The 16,708-nt window shown below is 71.4% G+C and carries 15 protein-coding genes; 9 read left to right on the forward strand and 6 right to left on the reverse strand.

All coding sequences use genetic code 11. The features are described from left to right. Window positions 1-26: 26 nt before the first annotated feature. Window positions 27-1,013: a LacI family DNA-binding transcriptional regulator gene (locus ACFUTX_RS11765; protein ID WP_378864514.1), complete on the forward strand. Its 987-nt coding sequence runs from the start codon at window positions 27-29 to the stop codon at window positions 1,011-1,013. A gap of 28 nt (window positions 1,014-1,041) precedes the next feature. On the opposite strand, the gene ACFUTX_RS11770 is transcribed toward ACFUTX_RS11765, so the two are convergent. The 3 genes from ACFUTX_RS11770 to pgm form a co-directional block, all read right to left on the reverse strand. Further along, window positions 1,042-1,230 (reverse strand): hypothetical protein, encoded by a 189-nt coding sequence (locus ACFUTX_RS11770; RefSeq protein WP_378864517.1) that lies wholly within the window; start codon window positions 1,228-1,230, stop codon window positions 1,042-1,044. A gap of 50 nt (window positions 1,231-1,280) precedes the next feature. Next, on the reverse strand, window positions 1,281-2,318 hold the full coding sequence (locus ACFUTX_RS11775) for a LacI family DNA-binding transcriptional regulator (RefSeq protein ID WP_378864520.1): 1,038 nt from the start codon (window positions 2,316-2,318) through the stop codon (window positions 1,281-1,283). Between the two features lie 118 nt (window positions 2,319-2,436). Next, window positions 2,437-4,077 carry a phosphoglucomutase (alpha-D-glucose-1,6-bisphosphate-dependent) gene (pgm, locus tag ACFUTX_RS11780; RefSeq protein ID WP_378864523.1) on the reverse strand — a complete coding sequence of 547 codons (1,641 nt, stop codon included), beginning with the start codon at window positions 4,075-4,077 and terminating at the stop codon, window positions 2,437-2,439. A gap of 495 nt (window positions 4,078-4,572) precedes the next feature. Between pgm and pheA the strand changes: the two genes are divergently transcribed. Genes pheA through ACFUTX_RS11795 form a run of 3 tightly spaced genes read left to right on the forward strand, consistent with a single transcriptional unit; the run spans window position 4,573 to window position 7,285 of the window. Next, the gene (gene pheA, locus ACFUTX_RS11785; protein ID WP_378864526.1) at window positions 4,573-5,550 is read left to right on the forward strand and encodes a prephenate dehydratase; all 978 of its coding nucleotides are present in this window, start codon (window positions 4,573-4,575) and stop codon (window positions 5,548-5,550) included. Beyond that, window positions 5,547-5,981 carry a pyridoxamine 5'-phosphate oxidase family protein gene (locus ACFUTX_RS11790; RefSeq protein ID WP_378864528.1) on the forward strand — a complete coding sequence of 145 codons (435 nt, stop codon included), beginning with the start codon at window positions 5,547-5,549 and terminating at the stop codon, window positions 5,979-5,981. The genes pheA and ACFUTX_RS11790 overlap by 4 nt, the downstream gene beginning before the upstream one ends. Before the next feature lie 50 nt (window positions 5,982-6,031). Further along, complete coding sequence (locus tag ACFUTX_RS11795; RefSeq protein WP_378864679.1) at window positions 6,032-7,285, forward strand: endo-1,4-beta-xylanase; 1,254 nt, start codon at window positions 6,032-6,034, stop codon at window positions 7,283-7,285. Here ACFUTX_RS11795 and ACFUTX_RS11800 read toward each other — a convergent pair. Continuing rightward, complete coding sequence (locus ACFUTX_RS11800) at window positions 7,282-8,346, reverse strand: LLM class flavin-dependent oxidoreductase (RefSeq protein WP_378864531.1); 1,065 nt, start codon at window positions 8,344-8,346, stop codon at window positions 7,282-7,284. The genes ACFUTX_RS11795 and ACFUTX_RS11800 overlap by 4 nt on opposite strands. Window positions 8,347-8,425: 79 nt before the next feature. Beyond that, complete coding sequence (locus ACFUTX_RS11805; RefSeq protein WP_378864533.1) at window positions 8,426-9,214, reverse strand: helix-turn-helix domain-containing protein; 789 nt, start codon at window positions 9,212-9,214, stop codon at window positions 8,426-8,428. A gap of 113 nt (window positions 9,215-9,327) precedes the next feature. Here ACFUTX_RS11805 and ACFUTX_RS11810 point away from each other — a divergent pair, with 113 nt between their 5' ends. Then, the gene (locus ACFUTX_RS11810) at window positions 9,328-10,266 is read left to right on the forward strand and encodes a phytanoyl-CoA dioxygenase family protein (RefSeq protein ID WP_378864536.1); all 939 of its coding nucleotides are present in this window, start codon (window positions 9,328-9,330) and stop codon (window positions 10,264-10,266) included. A gap of 43 nt (window positions 10,267-10,309) precedes the next feature. Here ACFUTX_RS11810 and ACFUTX_RS11815 read toward each other — a convergent pair whose 3' ends face one another. Further along, window positions 10,310-11,320 carry a LacI family DNA-binding transcriptional regulator gene (locus ACFUTX_RS11815; protein ID WP_378864682.1) on the reverse strand — a complete coding sequence of 337 codons (1,011 nt, stop codon included), beginning with the start codon at window positions 11,318-11,320 and terminating at the stop codon, window positions 10,310-10,312. Between the two features lie 152 nt (window positions 11,321-11,472). On the opposite strand from ACFUTX_RS11815, the gene ACFUTX_RS11820 reads away from it, so the two are divergent. From ACFUTX_RS11820 to ACFUTX_RS11835, 4 genes are read left to right on the forward strand one after another with little or no spacing between them, the layout of a single operon-like run. Continuing rightward, window positions 11,473-13,485 carry a beta-galactosidase gene (locus ACFUTX_RS11820; RefSeq protein WP_378864539.1) on the forward strand — a complete coding sequence of 671 codons (2,013 nt, stop codon included), beginning with the start codon at window positions 11,473-11,475 and terminating at the stop codon, window positions 13,483-13,485. Next, a complete protein-coding gene (locus tag ACFUTX_RS11825; protein WP_378864541.1) occupies window positions 13,485-14,405 on the forward strand; it encodes a carbohydrate ABC transporter permease in 921 nt (306 codons plus the stop codon). Before ACFUTX_RS11820 ends, ACFUTX_RS11825 begins: the two co-directional genes overlap by 1 nt. Continuing rightward, window positions 14,402-15,322, forward strand: a complete 921-nt coding sequence (locus ACFUTX_RS11830) for a carbohydrate ABC transporter permease (protein WP_378864544.1) — start codon at window positions 14,402-14,404, stop codon at window positions 15,320-15,322. The genes ACFUTX_RS11825 and ACFUTX_RS11830 overlap by 4 nt, the downstream gene beginning before the upstream one ends. Window positions 15,323-15,369: 47 nt before the next feature. After that, window positions 15,370-16,704 carry an ABC transporter substrate-binding protein gene (locus ACFUTX_RS11835; protein ID WP_378864547.1) on the forward strand — a complete coding sequence of 445 codons (1,335 nt, stop codon included), beginning with the start codon at window positions 15,370-15,372 and terminating at the stop codon, window positions 16,702-16,704. The last annotated feature ends 4 nt before the right edge of the window (window positions 16,705-16,708 follow it).

The raw sequence follows: 16,708 nt of genomic DNA on the forward strand, positions 1-16,708 counted from the left end.
TTGGCGCCCCGGATTCGAGGAGACTGATGGAACGACGCGTGTCGATGGCCGACGTCGCCGCCGCCGCCGGCGTGTCGGGCCAGACCGTCTCGCGCGTCGTCAACGACAGTCCCCGGGTCGATCCGGCCACCCGGGCGCGCGTCGAGCGTGCGATGACCGAGCTGGGCTACCGTCCCCACCGCGCCGCCCGCGCGCTCCGGACCGGCCGCACGCACACCATCGGCCTGCTCGCATCGACGCTCGCGACGGTGGGCAACTCCCGCATGCTGCAGGCGCTGGCGGATGCCGCGGCCACCCGCGGCTACGCCCTCACGGTCGTCACCCTCGGCGCCGAGCCCGATGTCGCCGCCGCTTTCGAGCGTCTGAGCGAGCAGGGCGTCGACGGCACCGTCGTGCTCAACGAGGCGACCGCCGCCGTGAGGGACGCGTCGCTCGACCGAGGGGCGCGGCTCGTCGTGGTGGACTCTCCCCCCGACGACCGGTTTGCGATCGTCCAGACCGCGCACGCGTCCGGGGCTCGGGCGGCGGTGGAGCACCTGCTGGCGCTCGGTCACGAGACCGTGCACCACGTCGGCGGCCCGTCCGACTCCTACGCGGCAGCCGAGCGCGAGCGCGGGTGGCGGGAGGCGCTTCGCGACGCCGGCCGGACGGTGCCCGACGTCGCGCGCGGGGATTGGGGCGCAGCATCCGGTGCCGTCGTCGCGACCGAACTCGCCCGTGGTGGCGCGACCGCCGTCTTCTGCGCGAACGACCAGATGGCGCTCGGCGTGCTCGGCGGGCTCGCCGACCTCGGCCTCGACGTGCCGAGAGACGTCAGCGTCGTCGGGTTCGACGACGTCGCCGACGCCGCCCACTACCGGCCGCCGCTCACCACCGTGCGGCAGGACTTCGACGGGCTCGCCGAGCGCGCCGTCGCACGGCTCGTGCACGCGATCGAGACGGGCGAGACGGGCGGGACGGAAGTGGTCGAGCCGGCACTCGTCGTGCGCCGCAGCACCGGGCCGGTGGGGTAGCACGGCCGCGCCGTCGTCCCGAGCAGGACTAGGACCCCGAACCGCCCTGGAGTTGCCGCCGCGCCTCGTCGATCTGCGCCGTGAGCTCCCTCGCGCGTTCGTTGAACCACCCACCCGCGATGGTGCTCGACAGCATCGCATTGAGTATGGCGTCCTCCCGCTCACGCTCCAGCTGCTCGATCATTCTCATGAGCTCGGCGTGACGTTGCGGCTCCATGAGGCGATCGTCTCACGCGGGAGTCACCGGTCGCCCTCACGTCCCCCGACTCAGCCTCGAGACGGCGTGCTCCCGCGCAGCACGACCTCCAGAGAGAGGGCTGGGTCGGCATCCGGAGTCCACTCGGTGTCGACCGCGGCGCGCAACGCGCGGTGACCGAGCTCCTCGAGCGGGACGCGCACCGTCGTCAGACCCGGATGGATGTCGCGGGCCGCAGCGATGTCGTCGAACCCGGCCACGGCGACCTCCCGCCCGACATCGCGCCCGGCGTCGCGCAGGGCCGCCATGACGCCTATCGCGATCACGTCCGTGACCCCGAAGATCACCGTCCCGTCGGAGAGGGATCCTGCCGACAGCAGCTCGCGCGCGGCCTCGAAGCCGGCATCGCGGGAAAAACCGGCGTGATGCACCGCGGGCGGCGAACCGCCGCCGGCCGTGAAGCCCTCGGTGAAGCCCGCGACGCGATCATCGGACAGGCGGACGCCCTCGGCCGCCGCCACGACGACCGCATCGCGGTAGCCGATCCGTGCCAGCTCGGCACCGAGCGCCGCCGCGCCGCCCCGGTTGTCGATCGAGACCGTCCGCTCGACGGGTGCACCCTCGCCGACCGACACGACGCGGCCGATGCCTGCAAACGTCTCCAGCTCGGCGGCAAGACCCGCGGCATCCGGACCCGCCGTCCGAGAAGACGCCAGGATCAGCCCCCTCGGACGCTGGCCGCGCAAAGCGCGCACCAGGCGGGCCTCGCGCTGCTCGTCGCGGTCCGTGATGCCGATCGTCATCATGAGGCCCGTCTCGTCGGCCCCGCGCCCGACACCTGCGGCGAGCTCGCCGAAGTACGGGTCGGCGATGTCGGCGACGAGCAGGGCGACCATCGCGGTGTTGCCCCGCGCGGTCGCCTGGGCGGCAAGGTTCGCGGTGTAGCCGAGTTTCTCGGCCGCGGCTTCGACGCGCTCCCGGTAGCTCTCGGCCACCTTGCGTGTCGAGCCGTTGAGCACACGGGACGCGGTCGCCAACGACACGCCGGCCTCGCGTGCGACGTCATGCAGTGTTGCTGCGCCTCGGGCAGGCGCGTGCGACTCGCTCACGCGGCTGAGTCTAGGCCTGTTTTCCTTTGAGCGAACCGGGGGTCGTGCGCAGCATCCGCACGGTCGAGAACGGGATTCCGGATGCTGTGACACCCGGTTTCATCGGAACCCCGAGCGGTCAGGATCCGAGCGCAGCCGAGACGACCGCGCGGGCCTCCTCCTGCACCTCGGCGAGGTGCTCGGGACCCCGGAGCGACTCGGCGTACAGCTTGTACACGTCCTCCGTGCCGGACGGACGCGCCGCGAACCACGCGTGCTCCGTCTGCACCTTGAGCCCGCCGATCGCCGCACCGTTGCCCGGCGCGTGCGACAGCTTCGCCGTGATCGGTTCACCGGCCAGCTCGGTCGCCGTCACCGCCTCGGGCGACAGCTTGCCCAGCGTCGCCTTCTGCGCGGGCGTCGCCGGTGCATCCACCCGCTGGTATGCCGACGACCCGAACTGCGCCTCCAGCTCGGCGTACCGCTGCGAGGGCGTCTTGCCGGTGACGGCGAGGATCTCGGCGGCGAGCAGGCAGAGCAGGATGCCGTCCTTGTCGGTCGTCCACACCGTGCCGTCCTTGCGCAGGAACGACGCGCCCGCCGACTCCTCCCCGCCGAAGGCCACCGAGCCGTCGAGCAGCCCGGGCACGAACCACTTGAAGCCCACCGGCACCTCGAGGAGCCGGCGACCCAGCGACTCGGCGACCCGGTCGATGATCATCGACGACACGAGCGTCTTGCCGACCGCGGCATCCGTCGGCCACTCCGGCCGGTGCGCGTACAGGTAGTCGATCGCGACCGCCAGGTAGTGGTTCGGGTTCATGAGCCCGGCGTCGGGGGTCACGATGCCGTGGCGGTCGGCGTCGGCGTCGTTGCCCGTGAGGATGTCGTACTCGTCGCGACGGGCGACGAGCGCGGCCATCGCCGACGGCGACGACGGATCCATGCGGATCTTCTCGTCCCAGTCGAGCGTCATGAACTTCCACGTCGGGTCGACATCGGGGTTGACCACGGTCAGGTCGAGCCCGTGCACCTCGGCGATGAGCGCCCAGTACTCCACGGATGCGCCCCCGAGCGGGTCGGCCCCGATCCGCACCCCCGCCGAGCGGATCGCGTCGACGTCGATGATGTTCGCCAGGTCGCGCACGTACGCGTCGCGGAAGTCGTAATCGCCGAGCGCGTCGCCGTCGAGGTCCTTGAACGGGGTGCGGGCGACGCCCTCCAGCCCGGCGGCGATGAGCTCGTTCGCGCGATTCGCGATCCATCCGGTCGCGTCGGTGTCGGCCGGGCCGCCGTTCGGCGGGTTGTACTTGAAGCCGCCGTCGCGCGGCGGGTTGTGGCTGGGGGTGACGACGATGCCGTCCGCGCGGCCGGGGTCCGCGGCATCCCGCCCCCGGTTGTAGGTCAGGATCGCGTGGCTCAGGGCCGGCGTCGGCACCCATGAGTCGCGGGAGTCCACCCGCACGTCCACGCCGTTCGCCACCAGGACCTCGATCGCGCTGCGCTCGGCGGGAAGCGACAGGCCGTGCGTGTCGCGGCCGAGGAAGAGCGGACCCTCGATGCCCTGAGCCCGGCGGTAGTCGACGATCGCCTGCGTCGTGGCGAGGATGTGCACCTCGTTGAAGCTCGACGACAGCGACGACCCCCGGTGGCCGCTCGTGCCGAACGCGACGCGCTGCTCGGGCACGCTCGGGTCTGGTCTGCGGTCGTAATACGCAGAGATCAGCTCATCGATGTCGATGAGGTCGGAGGGTTCGGCGGGCTGTCCGGCGCGACTCATGGGTCCAGTCTGCCCCGTTCGGGTGCCCGGTGTCCTGCCTTGACAGCGGAAGTCGGCGGCCCGGCGTGCACAACGTCGGCGATCCGCCGCGAGGCCGGGCGGATTCCGGCCCGGTTCGCCCGAAGCCGTCCGTCCCGCCGACGTTGTGCCCGGCCGCGGCCGGCCGCGGCGGGCCGCGACGAGCCGCGGCGGCCACAACTCAGGCTGGGAGCGGCCGGGGGCCGGCGGGCTCCCCGCCGTTCCGCGGCGCCCCGGGCGACTGCGCGGCGGCCAGCCTGAGTTGCGGCACGCCGTTCCGCGGCGCCCCGCCCGGGCCATGGCCCGCGGGTCGGGGTGCACAACGTCGGCGATCCGCCGTGCGGCCAGGCGGATTCCGGCCGGGCTCGCCCGAGCCCGGCCGATCGGCCGACGTTGCGCCCGGCCGCGCGGCCGCGCCGGCCGCCGCACGTCCGGCGGGGGGCCTCGCGGCAGCCGGGGGTGGCTAGGCTGGCCCCCGTGACTTCCGAGGCGCTTCCGACCGAGGCATCCGCTCCTGCCCGCCGCACGTACAGCTTCCTCGGCCCGGCCGGCACGTTCACCGAGGCCGCGCTCGCGCAGGTGCCCGAAGCCCGCGGCCACGAGTGGCGGCCGGTGCGCAACGTCGGCGAGGCGCTGTCCGACGTGGTCGAGGGACGCTCCGACGCGGCCATGATCGCGATCGAGAACTCCGTCGACGGCGGGGTGTCGACAGCCCAGGACGCGCTCGCCACCGTCCCGGGCCTGCGGATCGTGGGCGAGTACCTGGTCCCGGTCGAGTTCGTGCTCGTGGGCCGGCCCGGGGCGAAGCTCGACGACGTGTCGCTCGTCGCCGCCCACCCCGTCGCCTACGCCCAGTGCCTGCAGTGGCTGACCGCGACGCTGCCCGGGCACGCCCACATCCCGGCGGCGAGCAACGTCGCCAGCGCGATGGGCCTGATCGACGGTTCGAGCGACGCGGATGCCGCGATCGCGCCGCCCGGGATCCTCGAGCACCACGAGCTCGAACTGCTCGCCTCGGCGATCGGCGACAACCCCAACGCGGTGACCCGGTTCGTGCTGGTGAGCCGGACGGTGTCGCCGCCCCCGCCGACGGGCGCCGACAAGACGTCGCTCATCGCTGAGCTGCCCGACGACCATCCGGGTGCGCTGCTCGAGATGCTGGAGCAGTTCGCGACGCGCGGCATCAACCTGTCGCTGCTGGCCTCCCGGCCGATCGGCGATGCGCTCGGCCGGTACCGCTTCGTCATCGACGCCGACGGGCACATCGAGGACGAGCGCATGGCCGACGCGCTGCTGGGCCTGCGCCGGTTCAGCCCGAAGGTGGTGTTCCTCGGGTCGTACCCCCGGGCCGACCGCGCGGTGGTGCGCTACCCCGATCGATACTCCGACGACGTGTTCGTCGAGGCGCGCGACTGGCTGCGCGGCCTGCTCAGCGGAGAACCGGAGGAGTCATGAGCTTCGTCTTCGACCCGTCGAACGAGGTCCACGCCCGGGTCCTGGCCCGGCTCGAGAGCGAGACGGTCGCGTGGATCGGCAGCAACGGCCGCGACGGCTACCCGCACGCCGTGCCGGTCTGGTTCCTGTGGCTGGGTGATCGCGCGGTCGTGCTGAGCCAGCCCGAGACGGCCAAGGTGCGCAACCTCCGCGCCGACCCCCGGGTGCTGCTGCACCTCGAGGCGGGGGCCGACGGCGAGCAGCTCGCGGTGCTGCGGGGCGTGGCGACGGTGTCGGACGGCGCCGGCCCGGCGTGGCTCGACCGCATCGGCGAGCGGTACCAGGACAAATACGACGAGTGGATGCAGCGGCTCAAGCTGTCGCTGGAGGACATGTTCACGAGCTACAGCACCGTCATCGAGGTCGTGCCGCATAAGCTGATCGCCTGGTAGCGCCTCGCCGCGCGGCATCCCTAGGACGACGAAGGAGTCGAGTGAGCGGTATCGAGGTCGGCGGGCGCGTCCTGCGCGCGCGCCTGAAGCTGGTCGATGCGGACGGCGAGGCAATGCGCCGGGGTCCGGTGGTGATCGAGCAGATCGCGCACGCGTTCGGCTTCGGCAACATCGGCTTCGACTTCGTCGGGCTGCTGGGCGGCGAGCCGTCCGGGCCGGACGCGGACGAGCGCGTCTTCGGCGGCGCGGATGCCGATCGGGCCGCGCCGCTGCTGCCGGCACTGCTCGACGTGTTCGACACCGTGACGCTGCCGTTCTACTGGCGCGGGTTCGAGCCGGTGCGGGGCGAGCCCGACACCGAGCGGCTGCTGACCACGGCCCGGTGGTTCGCGAGCCACGGCGTGCGGGTGAAGGGGCATCCGCTGGTGTGGCACACGCTGACTCCGCACTGGCTCGACGATCTCACCGACGCTGAGGTCGAGGCGGCGATCCGTGCGCGCATCGAGCGGGACGTGTCGCGCTTCGCGGGCGTGATCGACCTGTGGGACGCGATCAACGAGGCCGTGATCCTGCCGGTGTTCACCGCCGAGGAGAACGCCGTCACGCGCCTCGCACAGCGCAAGGGCCGCGTCGAGATGGTCCGCATGGCGTTCGAGACGGCCCGCGCCGCGAACCCGTCGGCGCGGCTGGTGCTGAACGACTTCGACCTGTCGGAGGACTACGAGCGCCTCATCGCCGAGTGCCTCGACGCGGGCATCGCGATCGACGCGATCGGTCTGCAGACCCACATGCACCAGGGGTACCGGGGCGAGGAGCAGGTCGCCGGCATCCTGGACCGCTTCGCCCGGTTCGGGCTTCCGCTGCAGCTCACCGAGACGACGCTCCTGTCGGGCGATCTCATGCCGCCGCACATCGTGGACCTCAACGACTACGTCGTCGACTCGTGGCCCTCGACGCCCGAGGGGGAGGCGCGTCAGGCCGACGAGGTCGTCCGTCACTACCGCACCGTGGTGGGGCATCCGGCTGTCGAGTCCCTCACCTACTGGGGCCTGACCGACGACGGCGCGTGGCTCGGGGCGCCGGCCGGGCTGCTGCGCGCCGACGCGTCGCCAAAGCCCGCCTACCTCGCTCTGCGGGAGCTGATCCGCGGCGAGTGGTGGCACGCCCCGCGGGCGGTGGAGACGGATGCCTCGGGCCTGGTCGACGTGCACGGCTTCGCCGGCCGGTACCGTGCGACGACTGCGACCGGCGTCACCGAGTTCGACCTGACCCCCGGCGAGGCTGAGCTGACCGTCCGGGTCTAGGCGGCGAGGCCGAGCTCGGCGGCGAGCAGCTCGAGGGTCTGCACGCGGCCGGCCGCGGCATCCGTCGACTCCGCCTCGTAGCTGCCGGCGATCGGCGAGATCATGACCTCGTCGACCCCGTGACGGCCCGCGAAGTCGCGCAGCTCGGCGGCGACGGAGTCGCCGGTGCCGACGAACCAGTTCGCCCGCGCCGACGCCATGAAGGACTCGCCGAGCCCGTCGAAGTCGGCGGCTCCCGCTACCGCCTGCTCGACCGTCTCGAGCGGGATCAGCGGCCGGTTCGTACGCAGCCGCGCCGTCATGCGCAGGTTCGGGAGTGCGCGGGCCTCGGCCTCGTCGGCGGTCGGTGCCGCGATCACATTCGCCGTGACGAACGTGCGCGGCTCGGGGTGCGCCTCGCTCGGCTGGTACCCGGAGCGGTACACCTCGAGCGCCCGCTCGAGCCCTTGACCGGAAAAGTGGTTCGCGAACACGTAGGGCAGCCCGACGGCCGCGGCGAGCTGGGCCGAGTAGTCGCTCGAACCGAGCAGCCACACCTCGGGCACGGTGGTCGCCGCCGGTGTCGCGTGCACGTCGTAGGTTCCGCCCGAGGTGAAGCGCACGCTGGCGCCCTCGGCGGAGACGAGCGACAGGATGTCGCGCACGTGGTCGGGGAACCGCTCGACGTCGCTCGTCGTGCCGCTCTGCCTGAGCAGCTGGGTGATCACGGGGTCCGAGCCCGGCGCCCGCCCGATGCCGAGGTCGATGCGCCCGGGCGCGATGGCCTCCAGCGCGGCGAACTGCTCGGCGACCACGAGCGGCGAGTGATTGGGGAGCATCACTCCGCCCGACCCCAGCCGGATGCGCGACGTGCGCGCGGCCGCGGCGTCCGCCAGCACGGGCGGGGTCGTCGAGGCGACCGCCGGCATGTTGTGGTGCTCGGCGAACCAGTAGCGGCGGTACCCGAGCTCGTCCGCGCGGGAGGCGAGGGAGAGGGATGCCGCCACCGCCTGCGCGCTGGTCTGCCCGGCACGCACCGGCACGAGGTCGAGAACGGAAAGGGCCGGGGTCGCGATGCTCATCCTCGGGTGCAACCGCGGCGCTTGCGGGCGCATTCCGCACGAGGGACAGGCCCCCGAGGCGGCGGCGGCTCGCCGCGGCTCAGCCGCCGACGGACGGCGCCGTGTCGCCGCCCGCGGCGCGGCGGTACTCGCGCGGCGTCGCGCCGACGGTCGCCCGGAACGTCTCGTGGAACGCCGTCGCCGACGCGAACCCGCTCGCCCGGCGCACCGCGTCGACGGGGAGGCTCGACGTGAGGAGCAGTCGCTGCGCCTCGGCAAGGCGGAACTGCGCGATGTAGCGGGGGATCGACGTGCCCATCACCTCGCGGAACTCGCGGGCCGCCGTGTTCGGGTGCACGTGCACCGCCCGCGCGACGTCGGTGAGCAGGATCGGCTCCGCGAAGTGCTCGGCGACGAAGCGGGCCATCGCGCCCACCCGGGCCGGATCGTTCCGAGAGCGGCCGCCCGGCGCCGACGCCTCGGCCGTCTCGGCGATCCGGCGCACCAGCGCCTCGATCTCGAGGTGCGCGGCCCGCTCGCTCTCGGTGCTGCGCCGTCGCAGCTCGCCGCTCCACCTCGCGGCGGTCTCGGCCAGGGCAGGTGGCAGGCTCTCGGCGCCGCCCACGACGACGTCGCCGCTCAGGAGCCGATGGCCGAGCCTCGGCGCCCACGACAGCACGGTCGCGGTGGGCACGGTGATCCACATCAGCCGGACCGCGCCCCCGGTCACGAGCTGGTGCGGCCGGGACGCCCAGAACAGACTGGGCCGCCCCGCCGGGATGTCGAGCGTCCGCCCGCCCTGCACGTAGACGAGGTCGGACTCTCCGATGTTGATCTCGATGTCGTCGTGCTCGTGCGGCGCCGACATGGCGTACGCGGTGTCGTACACGCATCGCCACCCGAAGGATCCGGTCAGAATAGTGGAAATTCGTACTCACCCCCTCGGAACGCGCAACTTCACCAGGAAATCCCTCCCTAGCGTAGAGCGTGGAAAGGGACCCCATGTCAACCACGTCACCCCTCATCGCGACCTCCAGCCCCCTGGCGCTCACCGCCGAGCAGGTCGAGCAGTTCGACCGCGACGGATACCTCGTGCTGCGGAATCGCATCCCCGCCGACCTGCTGTCGCGCCTGCAGACCGCGTCCGAGCGGTGGATCGCCGACGGGCACGAGCAGAGCGCGACCGCCGGCGACGACCCGGACTACAACTTCGCCACACGCCCCGACGGGCCGTTGCTCTTCCGCGTCAACTACCTGCACGCCAAGCACGAGCGAGCCTCGCTCGAACTGCTCGGCAGCCCCGAGGTGCTCGAAATCGCCCGGAGCCTCGCCGGTCCGAACTTCGTCCCGACGTACGAATCGCTCGTCTTCAAGGCCGCGGGCGACGGAGCCGCGATCGAATGGCACCAGGACGCCGTGCACCCGCGCACCCACCGGATCTTCAACATCGACGTGTACCTCGACGCGTCCCGCAAGGGCGCGGGCGCCCTGCGGGTCGCGCCGGGATCCCAGCGCGGCCCGGTCGAGATCTGCCAGCTGCGTGACGAGTACGGGTGGGACGCTCCCGGCGTCATCCAGGTCGAGATGGAGCCCGGCGACGTCCTGGTGCACGACGTCATGGTCGTCCACGGGTCGGAGCCCACGCTCGACAATCCGCTGCGCCGCACCGTGTACCTCGAGTTCCGCGCCGCCGAGCAGATCGAGGCCGAGGGCCCGTGGGACGCCGAATGGATCGAGCGACGGCTGCGGCTCATCCCGCTGGCCCTGCGCGAGTGGGGCGACCAGCACCCCGGCGAGCACGGGTTCGACTGGACGGTCTCCGAGCGCTACGCGCCCGCGACCTCCGGTGACACGCAGGAGGAGCTCAAGGTGATCCACGGCGTGCACAACGCCGGCTCATACTGCAGCGCGGGGAGCGTTCCGCTGACCCCGGCCCCGTGAACGGAGACGAGAGGGGCGGATGCCGCGGCATCCGCCCCTCTCGTCAGGCGGACTCGCGCCACACCACCGGGCACTCCAGCAGCACCGGCGACGAGATCGGCTCTCCGCGCAGCTGCGCCAGCACCGACTCGGCCGCCGCGCGCCCGAGCTGATCCGCCGGCTGGTGCACGGTCGACAGCGGCGGGTCGCACCGCAGCGCCCAGGAGCTGTCGTCGAAGCCGACGATGCCGACGTCGCCCGGCACCGAGCGTCCGGCTTCGCGGAGCGCCTCCATCGCGCCCGCGGCCACCGCGTCGCTCGAGGCGAACACCCCGTCCAGGTCGGGCGCGCGCTCGAGCAGCTCCTGCATGCCCGCCTTGCCGTGCGAGAACGAGTAGAACGGCACGCTCTGGATCAGCTGCGGATCGAGCTTGGACCCCATCGCGTCGACGAAGCCCGCGAGACGGTCGGCCCCGGAGTCGCGGTCGAGGGCCGCCGCGATCATGCCGACGCGCCGCCGTCCGGTCTGGAGGAGCCGACCGGTGATCGCCCGGGCCGCGCCCCGGTTGTCGATGGCGACGTACCCGGCGGAGCCGATGTCGCGGGGATGGCCGACGAAGGCGGCGGGAAGCCCCAGTTCGGCGACGGCCGCCGTGATGCGGTCGCCGACGCGCGCCGACACGACGATCACTCCGTCGATGAGACCGCCGCTGAGATACCGGGCCAGACGCTCGACGTCGCGGGGCGTGTCGGCGATCAGGCACGAGAGCTGGTAGTCGGCCTCGGAGAGGGCCGCGTTCGCGCCGAGCAGGATCGAGGCGATGTTCGGGTCTTCGACGAAGAGCGAGTGCGGCTCGTGGACGATCAGGCCGACCGCCTGCGAGCTCTGCATCACGAGGCTGCGGGCGGCGCGGTTCGGGATGAACCCGACCTTCGCGATGGCGGCTTCGATCGCCGACCGCGCCTCGGCGGAGACGTAGGGCTGGCCGTTGAGGACCCGGCTCACCGTCCCTCGGGAGACACCGGCCTCGCGGGCCACGTCTTTCACCGTCGCTCGACGTCTGCGGTCGGTCATCGTCTCCACATGCACATGGTATGTGCACGAGAACACCTCGCAAGAAGCATGTTGACAAAGAAATCCCGCGGTGGGACGCTGTACACGTTCACAGAACTCAGCGCTGAGTACATCTCGGTCTGGGGTGTGCACGTTCACGGACCGAGGAGCAGATGATCGACCGCCCCACCTTCGCCCACGACGGCATCGCATTCGGGTGCGACTACAACCCCGAGCAGTGGCCTGCCGAGGTGTGGGACGAAGACGTCCGGCTGATGGTCGAAGCCGGCGTCGACCTGGTCGCGGTCAACATCTTCGGGTGGTCGCACATCGAACCCCGCGAGGGACGGTTCGACTTCGCGAAGCTCGACGACATCATCGAGCGTCTTCACGCGGCGGGGATCCGGGTCAACCTGGGCACCGGCACCGCGACGCCGCCGGCGTGGCTGACGCGACAGCATCCGGAAATGCTCCCCGTGGCCGAAGACGGCACGCGGCGATTCCCCGGGGGCCGGCAGGCGTACTGCCCGAGCTCACCGGAGTTCCGCGCGGCGTCGCTGCGCCTGGTCGAAGCCGTCGTGGCGCGCTACGACCAGCACCCCGCGGTGGAGATCTGGCACGTGTCGAACGAGCTCGGATGCCACAACGCGCTGTGCTACTGCGACCAGAGCGCGGCGGCGTTCCGCCGGTGGCTGGAGCGCCGGTACGACACGATCGACGCGCTGAACACCGCCTGGGGCACCGCCTTCTGGAGCCAGACCTACACCGAGTGGGACGAGATCCTGCCTCCGCTGGCGGCGCTGTCGGCGCGGAACCCGGCGCAGCGGCTCGACTTCCACCGCTTCAGCTCCGACGAGGTGCTCGAGCAGTATCGCGCCGAGGCCGAGGTCATCCGCGCGCGCAGCACCAAGCCCGTGACGACCAACTTCATGGTGACCGCCCACATCGAGAACATGGACTACTGGTCGTGGGCCGCCGACATGGACGTCATCGCCAACGACCACTACCTCGACCACCGCCTGGGCGACCCGGGCGCCGAGCTGGCGTTCGCCGCCGACCTGTCGCGCGGCCTCGGGCAGGGCGCACCGTGGATGCTGATGGAGCACTCGACGGGGGCGGTCAACTGGCAGCCGCTCAACCGGGCGAAGGAGCCCGGCCAGATCGTCCGCAACTCGCTCACCCACGTCGCCCGCGGCGCGGACGCGGTGTGCTTCTTCCAGTGGCGGGCCTCGGTGCAGGGCGCCGAGAAGTTCCACTCGGCGATGCTCCCGCACGCCGGCACCGACTCGAACGTGTGGCGCGAAGTCGTCGACCTGGGCCGCACGCTCCGTCAGCTCGACGAGGTGGTCGGGTCGCGTGTGGTGGCGGATGCCGCGCTCGTCTTCTCGTGGGAGTCCTGGTGGGCGGCCGACTCCGAGTCCCGCCCCAGCCAGCACCTCGGGTACCTCGACCAGGTGCACGCCGCGTACCGGTCGCTGCACGACCAGCGCATCACCGTCGACATCGTCGCCCCCGGCGCCGACCTCTCGGCCTACCGCCTCGTCGTCGTCCCGGGACTCCACCTCATCCGCGAGGCCGAGGCGAAGACGATCGTGGACTGGGTCGAGGCCGGCGGCACCGCCGTCGTGACCTTCTTCAGCGGCATCGTCGACCAGGACGACCGGGTCTGGACCGGGGGCTACGGCGGCCCGCTGCGCGGCGCGCTCGGCGTGCACATCGAGGAGTTCGCGCCGGTCGCGCCGGGCGAGTCGCTCGCGCTCTCGGACGGCTCGCGCGGGTCGCTCTGGTCGGAGCGGGTGCGTGCGACCACCGCGCACGTCGTGGCCGCGTTCGAGGACGGCCCGTCCGCCGGCTCCGCCGCGACCACCCGCAACGCGCACGGCGAGGGGACGGTCTGGTACGTCGCGACGCACCTCGAGCCCGGGGCATTCCAGGCGCTGATCGCCGAGGCCGCCGCATCGGCCGGCGTCCGCCCGCCGGCCGAGGTGCGCGGCGCGAACGGCCCGATCGAGCTGGTCCGGCGCCGGAACGCCGACGAGAGCTTCCTCTTCGTCGTCAACCACACCGACGCCCCGATCTCGGTCGACACCCGCGGCGTGGAGCTGGTCGGCGGAACCCGTGTCACCGACACCCTCGACGTTCCGGCCGGCGCCGTCCGGATCGTCCGCGAGAGAGAGGACGCCTGATGTCCGCAACCGCAACAGCCGCCGCATCGCCGCCGGTGCCGAGGCCGCGCCGCCGACGGGTACCGCACAAGGGCGCGATCCTCGCCTTCACCGTGCCCTTCGTCGTGCTCTTCGTGCTCTTCTATCTGATCCCGATCGCGTACGCGGTCTGGCAGTCGCTGCTCGTCGTCGAGCGCGAGGGCACGTTCGGCGAGGCCCGCGAGGTCTTCGGCGGTTTCCAGCAGTATCTCCTCGTCTTCCAGAACACGGCGTTCTGGACCTCCGTGGGCCGGGTGCTGCTGTTCGGCGTCGTGCAGGTGCCCGTCATGCTGGGCCTCGCCCTGCTCTTCGCGCTGCTGCTCGACTCGCCGCTGCTTCGGGGCAAGAAGTTCTTCCGCCTGGCGTTCTTCGTCCCGTACGCGGTGCCGGGCGTGATCGCCGCCATCATGTGGGGCTTCCTGTACTCGCCGAACCTGTCGCCCTTCGAGGCGCTGACCTCGAACGTCGACCTGCTGTCGGCCGACCTGGTGCTCTGGTCGATCGCGAACGTCGTCACGTGGGTGTTCGTCGGCTACAACATGCTGATCATCTACTCCACGCTGCTGGCGATCCCGCAGGAGGTGTACGAGGCGGCGCGGATCGACGGCGCCGGGCAGGCGCGCATCGCGTGGTCGATCAAGATCCCGCTCGTGCGGCCGGCGCTCGTGCTCACCGGGGTGCTCTCGATCATCGGAACGCTGCAGCTCCTCGCCGAGCCGCAGACCTTCCGGTCGTTCAGCTCGGCGGTCACCAGCACCTACACGCCGAACATGACGATCTACGCCACGAGCGCCATCCCCAACGTCTCGCTCGCCGCCGCCTTCTCGGTGGTGCTGGCGTTGGCGACCTTCATCCTGTCGTTCACCTTCCTGCGACTGAGCCGGCGAGGAGCCGCATCATGACCGACTACGCGACGCGGACCACCGACACCCGGGTCATCACGACCGGTCGCCGGGGCGGCAGGAACGTCTCGGCCGGCCCGCGCGAGAGCATCTTCTCGCGCACCGCCGCCATGGTCGTCATGGGCGTGTTCACGCTCTACTTCCTCATCCCGCTGTGGTGGCTGCTGGTCGCCTCGACGAAGAGCCGCGGGCAGCTGTTCACGACGAACCCGCTGTGGTTCGCCGATCCCCAGCTGTTCCAGAACATCGCCGGGCTCTTCACGTACCGCGACGGCGTCTACCTGCGGTGGCTTCTGAACAGCGTCGTCTACGCCGGCTTCGGCGGCGTCGTGGCCACGATCATCGCCGCGATGTGCGGATACGCCTTGGCGAAGTACCGGTTCCCGGGGCGCGAGGCGCTGTTCAACACCGTGCTGGGCGGCGTGCTCGTCCCGGCTACCGCTCTCGCGCTCCCGCTCTTCCTGCTGTTCAGCCAGATCCAGCTCACGAACACGTTCTGGGCGGTCCTCCTCCCGAGCATCGTCAGCCCGTTCGGCGTCTACCTGTCGCGGGTGTTCGCCGAGGCATCCGTCCCCGATGAACTGCTCGAGGCGAGCCGGCTCGACGGCGCGGGCGAGGTGCGGACCTTCTTCACCGTGTCGATCCGCCTGATGTTCCCGGCGCTGGTCACGGTGTTCCTGTTCCAGTTCGTCTCCATCTGGAACAACTTCTTCCTGCCGCTGATCATGCTGCGCAGCGAGGAGCTGTTCCCGGTCACCTACGGGCTCTACGCCTGGAACTCCACGATCAACCAGTTCCCCGAGCTGCGCACCTTCGTGCTCGTCGGGTCGCTGCTGTCGATCGTGCCGCTGATCATCACATTCCTCTTGCTTCAGAGGTACTGGCGCACGGGCCTGGGCACCGGCGCCCTGAAGTGAGAACCACCCCGCTGGCACCGTCAGCGGATCAACCGAGAGAAGGAATCATGCAGCACATGAAACGAGCGGTCGGTGTCGCCCTGCTCACTGCGGGAGCCCTGGTCGTGGCGGGTTGCTCCGCCTCGGGCGGAGACTCCGGCGGGGGCACGGATGCCGGAGCCTGTGAGCCGGCCGGCGAAGACGTCACCCTCACGTTCACGTCGTGGATCCCCGGCATCGAGGACGCCGTGGACATCTGGAACGAGGCCAACCCCGACATCCAGGTCGAGGTGCAGACCGGACCCTCCGGCAACGCCGGCACGTACCAGAACTTCTTCAACCAGCTCGAGGCCGGCAACGCCCCCGACCTGGGCCAGATCGAGTACGACGCCCTGCCGAACTTCCGCGTGCAGGACGGCCTCGAGAACCTCGCCGCGTGCGAGGACGTCGTGGCCGCCGGCGACCAGTTCGTCGACTGGACGTGGGGTCAGGTGACCCTGGGCACCGAGGACGAGGTCTACGGCATCCCGCAGGACTCCGGCCCGATGGCGCTGTTCTACCGCAGCGACCTGTTCGAGCAGAACGGCATCGAGGTCCCCACCACCTGGGACGAGTACCGCGAGGCTGCGGTCCAGATCCGCGAGCTCGGTGGCTACATCACCAACTTCTCGCAGACCGACATCAACCAGTTCGCCGGCTTCGTGTGGCAGGCGGGCGGGCAGTGGTTCGCCAACGACGGCGAGGCGTGGACGGTCGAGCTGACCGACGAGACCTCGACCAAGGTCGCCGACTACTGGCAGGACCTCATCGAGAACGACCTCGTGTCGACCTACCCGGCGTGGACCGACGAGTGGAACAACGCCTACAACTCCGGTGAGGTGTGGACGTGGAACTCGGCCGTGTGGGGTGCGAACTCCATCGCGAGCGGCGCTCCCGACACGGCGGGCAACTGGCGCGTCGCGCAGGGTCCGCAGTGGGAGGCGGGTGAAGCCGCCGCGGGCAACTGGGGTGGCTCGTCCATCGCCGTCTTCAAGGGCACCGACCACCTCTACGAGGCCGCCAAGTTCGCGCTGTGGCTCAACACCTCGGAGGAGGCGCTGACCTCGCTCAACGAGACGGCCGCCATCTACCCGGCCACGACGGCGGGTCTGCAGCTCCCGGCGCTGCAGGAAGGCGTGGAGTTCTACGGTGACCAGGCGATCTACGAGGTGTTCGCCGAGGCTGCGGGCGAGGTCAACCCCGACTTCGTGTGGGGCCCGACGATGACCCAGACGTACGCCGACGTCTCGGACGGCTTCAAGGCGGCCGTGTCGGGTTCGGGCACGCTCGCCGACGCCCTCGCCTCGGCGCAGGAGTCGACGATCGCCGCCCTCGAGGCGCAGTCGATCCCGGTCGCGGAGTAGTCTC

This window comes from Microbacterium sp. NPDC057407, from assembly GCF_042803895.1.
Lineage (GTDB): Bacteria > Actinomycetota > Actinomycetes > Actinomycetales > Microbacteriaceae > Microbacterium.

Bases quoted from the DNA above. Each gene is read 5' to 3' on its own strand.
- ACFUTX_RS11820 (WP_378864539.1), top strand. From the start codon at position 11,473: ATGATCGACCGCCCCACCTTCGCCCACGACGGCATCGCATTCGGGTGC.
- ACFUTX_RS11835 (WP_378864547.1), top strand. From the start codon at position 15,370: ATGCAGCACATGAAACGAGCGGTCGGTGTCGCCCTGCTCACTGCGGGA.
- ACFUTX_RS11810 (WP_378864536.1), top strand. From the start codon at position 9,328: ATGTCAACCACGTCACCCCTCATCGCGACCTCCAGCCCCCTGGCGCTC.
- ACFUTX_RS11800 (WP_378864531.1), bottom strand. From the start codon at position 8,346: ATGAGCATCGCGACCCCGGCCCTTTCCGTTCTCGACCTCGTGCCGGTG.
- ACFUTX_RS11770 (WP_378864517.1), bottom strand. From the start codon at position 1,230: ATGGAGCCGCAACGTCACGCCGAGCTCATGAGAATGATCGAGCAGCTG.
- ACFUTX_RS11815 (WP_378864682.1), bottom strand. From the start codon at position 11,320: ATGACCGACCGCAGACGTCGAGCGACGGTGAAAGACGTGGCCCGCGAG.
- ACFUTX_RS11790 (WP_378864528.1), top strand. From the start codon at position 5,547: ATGAGCTTCGTCTTCGACCCGTCGAACGAGGTCCACGCCCGGGTCCTG.
- ACFUTX_RS11765 (WP_378864514.1), top strand. From the start codon at position 27: ATGGAACGACGCGTGTCGATGGCCGACGTCGCCGCCGCCGCCGGCGTG.
- ACFUTX_RS11825 (WP_378864541.1), top strand. From the start codon at position 13,485: ATGTCCGCAACCGCAACAGCCGCCGCATCGCCGCCGGTGCCGAGGCCG.
- pgm (WP_378864523.1), bottom strand. From the start codon at position 4,077: ATGAGTCGCGCCGGACAGCCCGCCGAACCCTCCGACCTCATCGACATC.
- ACFUTX_RS11830 (WP_378864544.1), top strand. From the start codon at position 14,402: ATGACCGACTACGCGACGCGGACCACCGACACCCGGGTCATCACGACC.